The 13,542-nt window shown below is 67.4% G+C and carries 14 protein-coding genes; 9 read left to right on the plus strand and 5 right to left on the minus strand.

From position 1 onward, the window contains the following. The first annotated feature begins 7 nt into the window (after positions 1-7). Both OHA10_RS20835 and OHA10_RS20840 read left to right on the plus strand, forming a co-directional pair. Positions 8-475 (plus strand): MarR family winged helix-turn-helix transcriptional regulator, encoded by a 468-nt coding sequence (locus OHA10_RS20835; protein WP_371400417.1) that lies wholly within the window; start codon positions 8-10, stop codon positions 473-475. Continuing rightward, on the plus strand, positions 472-1,695 hold the full coding sequence (locus OHA10_RS20840) for an MFS transporter (protein WP_371400418.1): 1,224 nt from the start codon (positions 472-474) through the stop codon (positions 1,693-1,695). The genes OHA10_RS20835 and OHA10_RS20840 overlap by 4 nt, the downstream gene beginning before the upstream one ends. On the opposite strand, the gene OHA10_RS20845 is transcribed toward OHA10_RS20840, so the two are convergent. Next, positions 1,679-2,614 (minus strand): formylglycine-generating enzyme family protein, encoded by a 936-nt coding sequence (locus tag OHA10_RS20845; RefSeq protein ID WP_371400419.1) that lies wholly within the window; start codon positions 2,612-2,614, stop codon positions 1,679-1,681. The two genes, OHA10_RS20840 and OHA10_RS20845, sit on opposite strands and share 17 nt — an antisense overlap. Before the next feature lie 18 nt (positions 2,615-2,632). Beyond that, complete coding sequence (locus OHA10_RS20850) at positions 2,633-3,022, minus strand: hypothetical protein (protein ID WP_371400420.1); 390 nt, start codon at positions 3,020-3,022, stop codon at positions 2,633-2,635. A 75-nt stretch (positions 3,023-3,097) separates the two neighbouring features. Here OHA10_RS20850 and OHA10_RS20855 point away from each other — a divergent pair, with 75 nt between their 5' ends. After that, a complete protein-coding gene (locus OHA10_RS20855; protein ID WP_371400421.1) occupies positions 3,098-3,517 on the plus strand; it encodes a MarR family winged helix-turn-helix transcriptional regulator in 420 nt (139 codons plus the stop codon). On the opposite strand, the gene OHA10_RS20860 is transcribed toward OHA10_RS20855, so the two are convergent. Both OHA10_RS20860 and OHA10_RS20865 read right to left on the minus strand, forming a co-directional pair. Beyond that, a complete protein-coding gene (locus OHA10_RS20860) occupies positions 3,510-4,379 on the minus strand; it encodes an LLM class flavin-dependent oxidoreductase (RefSeq protein ID WP_371407971.1) in 870 nt (289 codons plus the stop codon). The two genes, OHA10_RS20855 and OHA10_RS20860, sit on opposite strands and share 8 nt — an antisense overlap. Positions 4,380-4,381: 2 nt before the next feature. Further along, on the minus strand, positions 4,382-4,825 hold the full coding sequence (locus OHA10_RS20865) for a GNAT family N-acetyltransferase (RefSeq protein WP_371400422.1): 444 nt from the start codon (positions 4,823-4,825) through the stop codon (positions 4,382-4,384). Positions 4,826-4,849: 24 nt separating this feature from the next. Here OHA10_RS20865 and OHA10_RS20870 point away from each other — a divergent pair, with 24 nt between their 5' ends. Further along, entirely contained in the window at positions 4,850-5,485 is a 636-nt protein-coding gene (locus tag OHA10_RS20870) for a hypothetical protein (RefSeq protein ID WP_371400423.1), read from the plus strand. Between the two features lie 56 nt (positions 5,486-5,541). After that, positions 5,542-7,428, plus strand: coding sequence for a glycoside hydrolase family 127 protein (locus OHA10_RS20875; RefSeq protein WP_371400424.1), 1,887 nt, complete (start codon positions 5,542-5,544; stop codon positions 7,426-7,428). Here OHA10_RS20875 and OHA10_RS20880 read toward each other — a convergent pair. Beyond that, positions 7,386-8,399, minus strand: a complete 1,014-nt coding sequence (locus tag OHA10_RS20880) for a LacI family DNA-binding transcriptional regulator (protein WP_371400425.1) — start codon at positions 8,397-8,399, stop codon at positions 7,386-7,388. The two genes, OHA10_RS20875 and OHA10_RS20880, sit on opposite strands and share 43 nt — an antisense overlap. A 167-nt stretch (positions 8,400-8,566) precedes the next feature. Here OHA10_RS20880 and OHA10_RS20885 point away from each other — a divergent pair, with 167 nt between their 5' ends. The 4 genes from OHA10_RS20885 to OHA10_RS20900 all read left to right on the plus strand — a co-directional run bounded on the left by OHA10_RS20885 (position 8,567) and on the right by OHA10_RS20900 (position 13,385). After that, on the plus strand, positions 8,567-9,949 hold the full coding sequence (locus OHA10_RS20885; protein ID WP_371400426.1) for an extracellular solute-binding protein: 1,383 nt from the start codon (positions 8,567-8,569) through the stop codon (positions 9,947-9,949). Continuing rightward, positions 9,949-10,827: a carbohydrate ABC transporter permease gene (locus OHA10_RS20890; RefSeq protein ID WP_371400427.1), complete on the plus strand. Its 879-nt coding sequence runs from the start codon at positions 9,949-9,951 to the stop codon at positions 10,825-10,827. The genes OHA10_RS20885 and OHA10_RS20890 overlap by 1 nt, the downstream gene beginning before the upstream one ends. Next, the gene (locus OHA10_RS20895; RefSeq protein ID WP_371400428.1) at positions 10,824-11,669 is read left to right on the plus strand and encodes a carbohydrate ABC transporter permease; all 846 of its coding nucleotides are present in this window, start codon (positions 10,824-10,826) and stop codon (positions 11,667-11,669) included. Before OHA10_RS20890 ends, OHA10_RS20895 begins: the two co-directional genes overlap by 4 nt. Before the next feature lie 555 nt (positions 11,670-12,224). Next, positions 12,225-13,385, plus strand: coding sequence for a helix-turn-helix domain-containing protein (locus tag OHA10_RS20900; RefSeq protein ID WP_371400429.1), 1,161 nt, complete (start codon positions 12,225-12,227; stop codon positions 13,383-13,385). The last annotated feature ends 157 nt before the right edge of the window (positions 13,386-13,542 follow it).

A 13,542-nucleotide genomic window follows, 5' to 3' on the forward strand; every position in this document is an offset into this window, starting at 1 on the left:
TCACGGCATGGACGATCCCACCGAGCAGAGTCAGTGGCGGCCGCTGCACGAGTTGCTGGGCCGGATGGATGCCGAGATCGGGCGGATCTACACCGATCGGGAGATCAAGGGCCTCAAGCCGAGCTACGTCCGCGAGCTGATCCAGCTGCACCTCAAGGGCCCGATGACGATCACCGAGCTGGCCGACGCGATCGGGCGGACCCATTCGGCGCTCAGTCAGAAGGTGGCCGCGATGCGCACCGCCGGCCTGGTCCGGACGGTGCCCGGCGCCGACGCACGCAGCAAGCAGGTCACGCTGACCGCCAAGTCGAAGAAGCTCGTCGAGCTCCTGACGGCCGAGTGGCAGGCAACCGAGGCAGCCATCGCCGAGCTGGAGGCCGAGCTGCCGTATCCGATGACCCAGGTAGTTCGAGACATCGAGCAAGCCCTGGCCCGCAAGAGCTTCCACGACCGCATCACCGAGAAGCTCAAGTGAAGGGCGCTCTCATCGACCTCGGCCCGTTGCGAGTGGTGGCGTATCGCCGGCTGTGGATCGGGCAGGTGCTGTCCGGTTTCGGCGGGCAGCTCACCTTCGTCGCGGTGATGTTCCAGGTCTGGGACCAGACGTCGAGCCCGGCCTGGACCGGCGCGGTCGGCCTCGCGCAGGCGCTCCCGCTGATCGCGCTCGGCCTGTTCGCGGGCACACTCGTCGACCGGCTCGAGCGCCGCCGGATCTACCTGATCACGACCTGCGGACAGTTGCTGACAGCAACCGTCATGGCGAGTCAGTTGGTGCTCGGTCGCGTGCCCGTCGGCGTACTCCTCGCGCTCGTCGCCGTACAGGCATCGTTCGGCGCGACCGCCGGCCCGGTCGCGCGGACCGTACTGCCGCAGCTGCTGTCCCGCGACCAGCTCGCGGCCGGGATCGCGCTCAACCGGATCGGGTTCCAGGGCGCGATGCTGCTCGGCCCGGCGCTCGGCGGCGTGATCATCGGCGTCTGGGGTGTCGGCGTCTGCTACCTGATCGACGCACTCAGTTTCCTCGCCGCGCTGTACGGCGTACTCGGACTTCCCCGGATGCAGATCGAGGGGACCGCCAAGCCGGGACTGCGTGGGGTGTGGGACGGGTTGACGTTCGTCGTGTCGACGCCGGTGATCCGCGGGGCGCTGATCACCGATCTGGCGGCGACCGTGCTGTCGATGCCGATCAGCCTGTTCCCGGTGATCAATGCGGAGCGGTTCGGCAACAACCCGCGCACGCTCGGGTTGTTCCTGACCGCGATCGCCGTCGGTGGGGTCGCCGCGTCGCTGTTTTCCGGTTCGTTCACCCGCCTGCCGCGTCATGGCGTCGTCATGCTGTGCGGGTCGGCGGCCTGGGGGATCGCGTTGCTGTTGTTCGCGTTCTCGCCGACACCCTGGTTGGCCTTGGCGTGTTTGGCGATCGCCGGCGCCGCGGACACCGTCGCTGTCGTCTCGCGGAGCACGATCGTTCAGCTGCACACGCCGTCCGAACTGCTCGGCCGGGTCAGCGCCGCCGAACAGATCGTCGGCCAGGCCGGTCCCGACCTCGGCAACCTCCGGGGCGGCGTAGTCGCGCAGCTCACGTCACCGGTCGCGTCCCTTGCATCCGGGGCGCTGCTGTGCGTCGCAGCGGTGGCCGCAGTTGCCACGAGTACGCCGGGACTGCGGAAGCCCGCGGTCACTCAGGACGCGTGAGGCCGACCGTACGGAAACCGGCGTTCCCCATCGAGGACTCGGGCGTGTTCGACGACCGGGCGGCGTTGCGGTAGCGATTGCAGTACGAGTCGTGGCACAGATATGAGCCGCCACGGATCACCCTCGCGGCGCCGAGCGACGGTCCGTGCGGGTCCTCCGTGGGGGAGAACTTGTAGTACCGCGGGCCGAACCAGTCCCCGCACCACTCCCACACGTTCCCGACCATCTGCCACAGCCCGAAGCCGTTCGGCTCGAAGGTACGGACCGGGGCGGTCGTCAGGAAGCCGTCCTCCTCGGTGTTCGCCCGGGGGAAGTCGCCCTGCCAGATGTTGCAGCGCCACTCGTCGTCGAGCAGCTCGTCGCCCCACGGGTACCGCGCGCCGTCCAGACCGCCGCGGGACGCGAACTCCCACTCGGCCTCCGTCGGCAGTCGCCGTCCCGCCCACTTGCAGTACGCGACGGCGTCGTTCCAGCTCACGTGTACGACGGGATGCTCGTCGAGACCGTCCAGGTCCGAGCGCGAACCGCCCGGGTGCCTCCAATCGGCACCGCGGACGCCGGCCCACCACGGCGTACCGGATGCCGGTCCCATCAGCTCCTCCGGCTCGGCGGCGAGGGCGAGATGGAACACGGCGGAGTACCCAAAGATCTCCGCCTCGGTCCGGTAGCCGGTCGCGTCGACGAACCGCGCGAAAGCCGCGTTGGTCACGCTGGTCGCATCGATGCTGTACGGCGACAGCTCGACCGCGTGCACCGGTGTCTCACCGTCGCCCGCGTTCTCGTCACCGTTGGTGTTGCCCATCGTGAACGAACCACCCTCGAGCACCACCTGCTCGATCTCGTGGTCGCCGCGCCCCGCCGGAGCCGGGGGCGGCGACGTCGCCTCACCACGGGACGGCGCACAGCAGGACTCGCTCATACCGACAAGCTTCTCAGCTCACGTCGAGACGAGCGCCCGAAGGTCCTGGTGATTCAGGTAAACCACGATCTGCCACTGGCCCTCGACCCTCCGGAGCAGGTACGTCGACGCGAAGATCGTGCCGTCCGGGACCGTCGACGACTCGGTCCGCTCGAGCCGCCAGGTCGACCGCACGAGCGTGTGCTGCTCGTCGACCGGCGACTCGTCGAGCGAGTCCAGGGTCATCCCACTGATTCCCAGCCCGGCGAAGAATTCCTTGCGTTTCGGCAGGCCGGCCACCACCTGCTCGCGGGTCACCGGCGTCACCGACACCGGATCCAGCGTGAGCAAGGTCGGATGGAAGCCGGCTCCGTCGCTCGCAGTCGCGAACCGGTCGAAGAACTCGGCCACGTCATCGCGTACCTTCATCAAACCCCCTCGATCTGCCCGAGGTAGCAGTCTAGACAGTAGCTGTCGTGACAGCAATAGCGAAGGAGGCCGGACATGCCGGGTCCGCGGCTCGTGCTGACCAGTTTGGTGACCCAGGTGGCCCGCGGGGTCCGGACGGCGCTCGACCAGCGGTTCGGTGAGCTCGGGCTGACGTCACAGCAGGCCGGCGTACTCCTGCACGTCTCGGGCGGTACGACGAGTCCGCGCAAACTCGCCGACCTGCTCGGCACCGACACCGCCGGCATGACGCGACTGGTCGACCGGCTGGTGGAGAAGGGCTACCTCGACCGGTCGCCGGCCACGGCCGATCGGCGCGCGATCACGGTTGCCCTGACGCCGTCCGGCCGCAAGATCCTGCCGGCGGTCAAGCCGATCTTCGACGAGGTCGCCGACGCGATCACCGCCGACATCCCGGCCGACGTGCTGCCCGACGTACTGAAGGCTCTGGAGGCGATGCGGGCGCGGGTCAGCTGAGACTCGGCGGCCCCTGCTCGATCCGGCGCAGTACCGGCTCGAGCCGGTAGAAGTCCTTGCCGCGGATCAGTTGCCGCTCGTCCCACCAGGTCGCGCCCGCCTCGGCCAGCGGCTCGATGAGTGCGCGGGACCGGGCCGCGTCGGCCGGACTGATCCCGCCGACGATCACGTCGTACGGCGCACTCCGGTCCGCGCGCTGCCCCTCGATGAAGGCAACCAGCTCGCGTACCTCGTCCACCGGCGGAGCCTCGCCGTGGTTGGCGCTCGTGAACAGCGGTACGGCGCCGTCCCAGCGCGCGGCGCGCCGCATCGGCGCCTTCTTCGGCCAGTAACCGGCGATCCACACCGGCGGCCGCGGGCTCTGAACCGTTGCCGGCAGCAACTCCACGTCGTCGACCCGGTAATGCTTGCCGGTGTGGTCGACCCGCTCGCCGGCCCAGTACGCCGCCAGCAGGTCAAGGCCCTCGTCGAGCCGCTCGGCCAGCACCTTCGGATCGGTCTCGTCGCCGAAGCTGCCGAACTCGTCGGTGATCGGCCCACCGAGCCCCGCGCCGAAGATCACCCGGCCGCCGCTCATCGAGTCCAGCGTGGCGACCTGCCGGGCGAGCTGCTCGGGCCGCCGCCGTGCGACCGGGGTGACGAGGGGGCCGAGTTTGATCCGCGAGGTCGCCAGCGCGGCCGCCGTCATCAGCATCCAGGGATCACCGAACGGTTGTCCGCGCCGTTGCTCCTTGCTGTGGACAACGTGGTCCCAGAAGAAGAGCCCGTCCCAGCCGGCCTCCTCGGCGGCAACCGCGACCCGCGCGACTGTGTGTGCGTCGGCGAAGTCCCCGAAGTTCGGAATGTTGATCGAAAAGCGCATCGTCACTCGCCCAACCGTAGTTCGACAAAAGGAATCGTGTCGCCGGGCAGCAGGTACGTCTCCACCTCGGCGAACCCGTGCGCCTTCGCGAACCGCACCCCGTCCTCGTTGCTCGCCAGGATGTGCGTCTCGAAGGTGTCGCCGAGCTGTCGCCCCCGCTGTAGACAGTGCTGGTAGATCGCGTCACCGAATCCGCGCCGGCGGTACTCCGGGAGCACCCGCGCGATCACGGTGACCGCCGCGGTCTCGTCCGACGGCGGCCGGACGGTGGAGCATCCGACCAGCACGTCGCCGTCGTACGCGAGCTCGAGGACGTTGCGCGTCAGGCGCTCTCGGATCTCGTCGACCGACAACGGCGCCGTCGGGATGATCTCGTTGTGCACCCGCTGCCAGTCCAGCAGTGTGGCGTCGTCCTCGACCGGCACGATCCGGAGCCCAGCAGTCATCCGGGCATAGTAACGTCCGGCTTTGTGCGGATTCTCTTCGTGGGCAACAGCTTCACTTCGCGGAACAACCTCCCTGGATTGATCAAGGGACTGGCCTCGGCGCGCGGGATCGAGGTCGAGCACAAGCTGATCTCGGCCGGCGGCGCTTCGCTGCGGCAGCATCTCAACGCGGGCAAGGCGCTCGAGGCGATCGCGGGCGGCGGATTCGACACCGTCGTACTGCAGGAGCAGAGCACGCTGCCGATCAAGAGCCCGGCACGCTTCCGCGACAGTGCCCACGACTTCGACGCCGCGATCACCGCGGCCGGCGCCCGTACGGCGCTCTACCTGACCTGGGCCGGGCGGAACGCCCCGGAAACACAGCAGGCCCTCACCGACGCGTACGGCGGGGCCGCGGCCGAACTCGGCGCTGCGCTCATCCCGGTCGGCCTGGTCTGGGAACGCTTCCTCGCCACCCACGATGCGCCCGTCCTGCACGACGCGGACAACAGCCACCCGGCCCTGGCCGGCAGCTACCTCGCCGCCTGCGTCTTCCTGATCGCTCTCCTGCAGGAGGACCCGGTCGGCATCGACGTGCCGGTCAAAGGCCTCGACCCGGACACCTCCGCTCTCCTCCGCCAGGCTGCGTGGGACATCTGCACCGAGCTTGCGGCGGGATAGCGGAAAAGTTCGGAAACATGTTGCCTTGATCGTGCCGCGGCAGTCAGGATGGTGCGGTGACGACAGATCAGGGACCGGCCGCGCCGGTTGCGGCCACTGCGCTGCGCCCGCTCGGCCTGCGCGACGTACAACTCGACGGCAGCTTCCTCGGTGAGCTGCAGGCGACCAACGGGACGGTCTCGATCCCGAAGGGCGCCGAGCATCTCGAGGAGCAGTGGGACAACTTCCGCAATGTCGCGAAGGGGGTGACGGATGCGGAGTACCACGGGCCGAACTACGAGGACGGTGAGGCCTACAAGTGGCTCGAGGCGGTCGCCTGGGAGGCCGGGCGGAGTACTGATCCTCGGCTGGTCGACTGGCTGGAGTCCCGGACCGCTTTGATCGCGGCGGCGCAGGACGAGGACGGCTACCTCGGCACGTTCGTGCAGTCTGGGCGCCGGGACGAGCGGTACGGGCAGCTCGACTTCGATCACGAGATCTTCAACATGGGCGCGATGATCCAGTCGGCGGTCGCGCAGTACCGGGCGACCGGGCGGACCGCGTTGCTCGACGTCGCGCGGCGGGCGGGTGATCACCTCGCTCGAACCTTCGGCACCGGGCCTGACCAGCGTGAAGGCTTCTGCGGGCATCCGGTCGCCGAGTTGGCGCTGGTCGAGCTGTACCGGACGACCGGCGAGCAGCGGTACCTCGACCAGGCGAAGTACTTCGTCGACGCGCACGGCCGGTCGATCCTTGCCCCGGGCAACCCGGGGCGTGCGGCGTACCTGTCCGACCGGATCCCGGTCCGCGAGACCACTGCGCCCGAGGGGCATGCCGTTCGTGCGATCTATCTCGCCGCCGGCGCGACCGACGTCGCGATCGAGACGGGCGACACCGAGCTGCTCGCGAAGCTCGAGACACAGTGGCAGAACATGGTGCGGACGAAGATGTACGTGAACGGCGGCCTCGGGAGCCGCTGGGACGGTGAATCGTTCGGGAACCCGTACGAGCTGCCGAACGACGTCGCGTACGGCGAGACCTGTGCCGCGGTCGCCAGTCTGCAGTGGAGCTGGCGGTTGCTCCTGGCAACGGGTAGGGCGGAGTACGCCGATCTGTTCGAGTGGCAGCTGTACAACGCGGTACTGCCGGGAGTGTCGCTCGATCGGTCGAAGTACTTCTATGTCAACGCGTTGCAGGTCCGTGCCGGGTCCGACGACGCCGACAAGCGGGCTCCGGGCAACGGCCGTCAACCGTGGTTCGGGACGAGTTGTTGCCCGACGAACCTGATGCGCACCTTCGCCTCGCTCCAACACTACGTTGCCACCAGCCACGAGAGTGGTGTGCAGATCCATCAGTACGCCGCCGGCTCGATCACCGCGGGTGACCTGAAGCTCAGTGTCAGCACCGACTACCCGGTGTCCGGACGCGTCGTCATCACGGTCGATCAGCCCGCCGAGACGGCGATCAGCCTGCGGATCCCGGCCTGGTCGGCCGGTGCCGAGATCACCGTCGGAGACGAGGTCGTCCCGGGCGTCGCCGGCACGTATGCAACGGTCCGCCGCGCCTGGCAGGCCGGCGATCGGATCGTGCTCAACCTGCCGATGGCACCGCGCCTCGTCCACGGCCATCCGCGGGTCGAGGGCATCCGCGGATCGGTCGCCATCTGCCGCGGCCCCCTCCTGTACGCCGTCGAGCAGGCCGACCAGACCGCGTCCGTCGACGACCTCGTCCTGACCGGTGCCACGCTCGACGAAGTGCCCGGCAGCGACCGCATCATCGCCCGTGGCGCCACCTGGCAAGCGCCGAGCGAGTTGTATGCCGACGTACCGGCCGGACTGGGCGAGGCCGTGCAGATCACGGCTCTGCCGTACTACCAGTGGGCGAACCGTGAGGTCGGGCCGATGAAGGTGTGGCTGCCGTATCAGCCGGCAGTCTCGTCGGTCGACGCCCGGACGACCAGCTGACAGGGGACCTGCTCCAGGCCCGCGTGCGGCCGTCCTTCGATTGCGTCCAGCAACCGTTGGGCGGCCACCCGGCCGACGTCGGCGAGCCGCAGGTCGACTGAGGTCAGCGGCGGTCGTGCGCCCTCGGCGATCAGTTCCCAGTTGTCCGTGCCGGTGATCGCGACATCCTCCGGGATGCGACGCCCGAGCTCGCGCAGGGCATCAGCGCCGCCGCGGGCGAGGAGATCGCTGCCGTAGTGGATCGCGTCGATGTCCGGGTTCTCGCGGAACAGGATGTGCGTCGCCTGGCGCCCCCACGCCTCGGTCCAGCCGCCGTACATGGCCATGCCGGTCAGCTCGAGACCGGCTGCGGCGAGCGCCTCGCTGAGGCCGGCGTGCCGGCTCCGTGCGGGGTCGAAACGCTCCGGCCCGGTGACGTGCGCGATCTTGGTCCGGCCGATCCGGAGCAGGTGCTCCGCGACCAGTCGCCCTGATGAGATGTCGTCGACCACGACCGAGCAGTCGTTGTCGTCGGCGGACGGCGTCAACGCATAGACGACCGGTACGTCGCGCGCGCCCGCCAGCGGAGGCCTGCGGTTGAAGTTGCGGCCGGTCACGATGAACCCGTCGACCCGGCGGCCGAGTAGTACGTCGACGTAGTGTCGCTCGCGGATCGGATCGCCCCGGCTGTCGCACAGGAACACCGAGATCCGGCCGGCCCCGAGCGCATCCTCGGCGCCGAGCATGACCGGGACACTGAACCGCTCGAAGCTGTCGGTGGTGATCATCCCGACGGTGTAGCTGCGTCGCTCGAACACACTGCGCGCCAGCGCGTTCGGCCGGAAGTCGATCTCCTCCGCCGCCTGCTGGATCCGCTCCCGGGTCGCCTCGCTGATCTGGCCGGTGCCGTTGAGTGCCTTCGACACCGTGCCCGGTGACACCCCCGCCCGCGCCGCGACATCCCTGACCGTCGCCCGCTTCTCCTGGCTCAACCGACCTCCCGGATCCGTGTGTTTCCGGAAACAACCATACCTGCACGGACGCCTGAATCGATCCTGTTACAACGTTGACCCTTGACCGATTTCGGCTCCGCTCCTATTGTCAGGAAACATGTTGCCGCCGTGTTTCGGTGGCCGTGTTCACTGCCCGAGGAGGGCTCATGTCAGCAACAACCTTCGGACGGCGCCGTGCGCTGCAGTTCGGTGGGCTGGCCACGCTTGCCGGGTTGGCCGGCTGCAGCGGCAAGTCGCTGGGGGACAGCGGATCGGGTTCCGGCGGCGGGACCAAGGAACTGCAGTTCATGTTCTGGGGTTCGACCGCGGAACAGAAGGCCATCTCGAACATGCTCAAGGCGTTCGAGCAGGAGAAGTCCGGCGTCACTGTGAAGCCCGTCTTCACCCCGGCCGACTACGACACCAAACTGAACGCGCTGGTCGCCAGCAACCGCCAGCCCGACCTCTGCTACATGCAGAGCCCGATGGGATATCGCCTTGCCGAGCAGGGCAAACTCGTCAACCTGTACCCGTACTTCGACAAGTACCCGGACCTCGCGAACCGTCTGCCCGGCACCTACTTCTGGTGGGACAAGGGCAAGACCTACGGGACCCAGAGCGCCAACGAGATCATGTCGCTCTGGTACAGCAAGCCGGCGCTCTCGGATGCCGGTGTGGAGACGCCGCCGGCCGAGGCTGACAAGGCGTGGAGCTGGGACACGTTCGTACAGAACGCCTACAAGCTCACGCTCGACCAGAACGGCAAGCACCCCGACGAGGACGGCTTCGACCCGAAGCGCATCCGCCAGTACGGCGTCTCCGCCGGGCTGGGCCCGACGGTGTACCAGCCACTGCTGCTCAGCCGCGGCATCAACTTCACCGACGAGACCGGCCGCAAGTCCATGCTGGACACCCCTGAGGCGATCGAGGTGTTCCAGAACCTCGCCGACCTGATGTACAAACACCGCGTCGCGCCGACACCCGCGCAACTCGGCAACAACGCGCCGAGTACGACGGTGCAGCTCAAGACCCGTCGGGTGGCGATGGTGATCGACGGGCAGTGGACGTTGCTGGACCTTGCCCAGGGCAAGCTCGACTTCGGGATGGGCGTGCTGCCGAAGTACAGCAAGCCGATGACGATCACGCTCGGCGGCGCGACCGCGATCTTCTCCTCGACCAAGCACGAGCAGGAGGCGGTCGAGCTGTACCTGTTCCACGACAACCCGACCAAGGTCGACCTGTTCAGCACCGGTCTGTGGATGCCGTTGGAGAAGCGGTACTACACCGATCCGAAGGACATCGACGTCTGGACGAAGAACGACGCGCATCCGGCGGAGTACCGGACGGCCGGGGTCGACTACACGATCAACAACTCGGCGCCGTACTTCTACCAGAAGCTGCGCAACATCGAGGCGATCGACAAGGTGCTCACACCGGCCATCCAGGTCATCCAGCAGGGCAAGACGCCGGCTGCCGACGTACTCAAGCCGTTGGCCGCGAAGCTGAACGGCGGTCTCCTGCAGGGCACGTACCCCACCAACGGCAGCTGATGAGAGCAGAACGACGCTGGGGATGGTTGCTCGCGGCACCGGCGATCCTGGGCTTCGGGATCTTCACGATCGGGCCGATGATCGCCTCGCTGTTCTTCAGCCTGACGGACTGGCAGATCGGCGCGCCGGCGAAATTCATTGGACTCGGCAACTATCGGCAGCTGGGGCACGATCCGCTGTTCTGGAAGTCGTTGAACGTCACGACCTACTACACCCTCGGCGTCGTACCGCTCACCCTGGTGGTCGGGTTCGTGATCGCGATGCTGGTCAACCAGGGCATCCGCGGTCGCGGGTTCTGGCGGACGGTCTACTATCTGCCGACGCTGGTGCCGGCGGTCGCGAGCTCGGTGCTGTGGATCTGGATCTTCAACCCGGACTTCGGTCTGCTGAACAGCATGCTCCGGCAGGCCGGGTTGCCGACGTCGAGCTGGATCTACGGCGAGCAGAGCGCCGTACCGTCGCTGATCCTGATGAGCACATGGGGTTTCGGGAACGCGATGGTCATCTTCCTGGCCGGGCTGCAGGGCGTGCCGCGGCAGCTGTACGAGGCGGTCGCGATCGACGGCGGCGGGACGTGGGCGCGGTTCCGGCACGTGACGTTGCCGTTCATGACGCCGACGATCTTCTACAACCTGGTCACCGGCACGATCGGCACGTTCCAGGTCTTCAACCAGGCGTACATCATGACGCAGGGCGGGCCGAACAACGCGACCGAGTTCTACATCTACTACCTCTACACGAAGGCGTTCACCGACAGCGAGATCGGCTACGCGAGCGCACTGGCCTGGGTGTTGTTCGTGATCGTCCTGGTCATCACCGTGCTGCTGTTCCGCAACGCGCGCCGATGGGTGTACTACGAGATGGGAGCGGCCCGGTGACACGAGAAGGCTCGCTGGTTCGCCGTACCGCGGTCTGGGTGTTGCTGGCCGCGGGCGGGCTGATCATGGTCACGCCGTTCGCGTGGCTGGTCCGCAGCGCGTTGATGGACGACAACCAGATCTTCGTGTCGCCGCCGGAGTGGATCCCCAAGCCGTTCGCATGGGCGAACTTCAGCGGGGCGCTGGGGTCGCAGCCGTTCGCGCGGTACTTCCTCAACACGATGATCATCGAGGTGCTCGTCGTCACCGGGACCGTGCTGACCTGCGCGCTCGCGGCGTTCAGCTTCTCCCGGCTGCGCTGGCGCGGGCGGAACCTGATCTTCGGGTTGCTGCTGACCGGCGTGATGCTGCCGTACGCCGTGACCCTGATCCCGACGTTCGTGATGTGGGGATCCGTCGGCGCGCTCGACACGTTCATCCCGCTGACGGTGCCGGCCTGGTTCGCCGGCGCGGGCGGCGGGGTGTTCAACATCTTCCTGTTCCGGCAGTTCTTCCTGACGATCCCGTTCGAGCTCGACGAGGCGGCGTACATCGACGGCGCGACCCCGTGGAAGGTGTTCTGGGGCGTCATCATGCCCTTGTCGAAACCGGTCGTCGTGGTCGTGGTGATCTTCACCTTCATCGGCGTCTGGAACGACTTCCTCGGCCCACTCCTGTACCTGACCTCCGACAGCAAATACACCCTCGCCCTCGGCCTGGCCGGCTTCCAATCCACCTACACAGCCCAATGGGGCTTCCTGATGGCCGCCTCCCTGGTAGTCATCCTCCCCATCATCCTCATTTTCTTCGTCCTACAGCGGTACTTCGTAGAAGGCGTAACCCTCACCGGCGTAAAAGGCTGAACCACACCACCAAAGGCCACCCCCGAAAGGACACCGCCCCGCGGCGGCAGTTTTGTTGGCCGCCTTCGCCGGCGTGTGATGTCTGATCGCCCATGCCCTCCGCGCCGCGTGGACATACGCGGGGGTGATCGGTCCCTGCATCAGCCAGGCATCGACGCACCAGGTGAGGGGATGGCGGATATCGCGTGGGTCCGAGCCGTCTGGGAGGACGCCGATTCGCCGGTCGGTTGTCCAGGTGCGCATGGCCCAGCGTCTTCGCCGCTGATCGCGGACATTTCGCTGCTCAGTCATCCAGCCACTCCGCACCGCTGCCGTCGCGGTGGTAGCCGTTGTGATGTCCTAAGACGCATCGACAGCCGGTCGTGGGGTTCTCCCCGTCACACTTGAGGTCTTGCGCGCCCCGCAGTTCCGGCCAGCCCGCACTGTCCTTCGGGTGTCCCCGCGTTAGGTGGTTCATGGTTGGAGCATCGCCCCGATAGCGCGCCGGATCGATCATTCCCGCGTATCCCTCGGCATCGGGAGACAGGGATACAAGGCGTAGGTGACACTGGGGCCATGACGTTCGGGAGTCGTCTCCGTGAGTACCGTGATCATCGCGGGTGGTCGCTGGGCGATCTGGCGCGGGCGACCCACTTCAGCCGCTCCTACCTCTCGAACGTGGAGAACGGCCGAAAGCCGGCCACCGAGGACGTGGCGCGGAGATGTGATGAGGCTCTACGGGCAAAGGGCGAGCTCATCGCGGCAGCGAGACATGACGCGACCACGAAGCTCAATGACCGGCCATGGCAGACGGCCGAACTGATCTCCCGGTTGCAGACCTCAGATACGACGCCGAACACGATCGAGGCTCTGCATTCGACAGTTGAGGAGTTGTGCTGCCAGTACAACCGGCGCGATGCGATGGAACTGCGTACTGAGGCTCACGAGTGGTTGCAGTATGTAGGAAGTCTGCTGCGGCGGCCGGTTGGCCTGAAGGCGCATACGGACCTGCTGGTGGCCGGCGGCTGGCTGGCGTTGCTCGCGGGGTGTGTTGAGTACGACCTGGGGATGGGCACCGCTGCGGAGTCCACTCGAGTAGCAGCCGCTCAACTGGGCATCGAAGCCGGACACCCTGAGATCGTGGGGTGGGGTCACGAGATGACGGCATGGTTCGCGCTGACGCAGGGTCGGTTCCGGCAGGCTGTCGACGCATCGCGGCGCGGACAGGCAGTCGCCCAAAGCACCAGCGTTCAGGTGCAGCTCATCGCCCAGGAAGCGAAGGCGCGAGCACGCCTTGGCGAGTCCGGGCTGACTACTCTGCTCGAGTCCGGACGTGACCTGCTTGCAGAACTGCCATACCCGGACCGACCCGACAACCACTTCAAGGTCGATCCGGCCAAATGGGACTACTACTCGATGGACATTCACCGCATGGCGCAGGACAACGCGCAGGCGAGCGAGTATGCGGGGTCGGTCATCCGCGACAACATCGCGCCGGACGGGACCGAGCTGAGCCCGATGCGGATTGCCGAATGCAGGTTGACCCTCGCGTTCGTCGCCGGTCGTGAGGGCGACCTGGAGGAGGCGGTCGACCTTGGCGTCGAAGGGCTCAAGGATGGCCGGCAGAGCAAGGTGCACTTGCGGATGATCGCGAGCGAGCTCGACCAGGAGCTACGCCGACGGTTCCCCGGTGAGGGGGCCGTCGGTGGGCTCGAGGATGCGATGCGAGCCGTCTAGCCCGCCGCCAGCTCCTCGGTGTAGGCAATAACCGCATCGGTGTACTCGTCGTCATTCAGCGTGGCGCAAGCGGCAGGACGGTCTCCGGTTGTGCTGGTGCCGGCCTTCAGCGCAGCGACGCAGTCGACTGGGATACGGGTAGACCGCTCTGGCGACA

This window comes from Kribbella sp. NBC_00662, from assembly GCF_041430295.1.
Taxonomy (GTDB): Bacteria; Actinomycetota; Actinomycetes; order Propionibacteriales; family Kribbellaceae; genus Kribbella.

What these genes read in the sequence shown, in the direction of transcription:
- OHA10_RS20835 (WP_371400417.1), top strand. Translation starts at nt 8, where the DNA reads ATGGACGATCCCACCGAGCAGAGTCAGTGGCGGCCGCTGCACGAGTTG.
- OHA10_RS20860 (WP_371407971.1), bottom strand. Translation starts at nt 4,379, where the DNA reads ATGCGCTTTTCGATCAACATTCCGAACTTCGGGGACTTCGCCGACGCA.
- OHA10_RS20900 (WP_371400429.1), top strand. Translation starts at nt 12,225, where the DNA reads ATGACGTTCGGGAGTCGTCTCCGTGAGTACCGTGATCATCGCGGGTGG.
- OHA10_RS20865 (WP_371400422.1), bottom strand. Translation starts at nt 4,825, where the DNA reads ATGACTGCTGGGCTCCGGATCGTGCCGGTCGAGGACGACGCCACACTG.
- OHA10_RS20890 (WP_371400427.1), top strand. Translation starts at nt 9,949, where the DNA reads ATGAGAGCAGAACGACGCTGGGGATGGTTGCTCGCGGCACCGGCGATC.
- OHA10_RS20845 (WP_371400419.1), bottom strand. Translation starts at nt 2,614, where the DNA reads ATGAGCGAGTCCTGCTGTGCGCCGTCCCGTGGTGAGGCGACGTCGCCG.
- OHA10_RS20855 (WP_371400421.1), top strand. Translation starts at nt 3,098, where the DNA reads ATGCCGGGTCCGCGGCTCGTGCTGACCAGTTTGGTGACCCAGGTGGCC.
- OHA10_RS20850 (WP_371400420.1), bottom strand. Translation starts at nt 3,022, where the DNA reads ATGAAGGTACGCGATGACGTGGCCGAGTTCTTCGACCGGTTCGCGACT.
- OHA10_RS20885 (WP_371400426.1), top strand. Translation starts at nt 8,567, where the DNA reads ATGTCAGCAACAACCTTCGGACGGCGCCGTGCGCTGCAGTTCGGTGGG.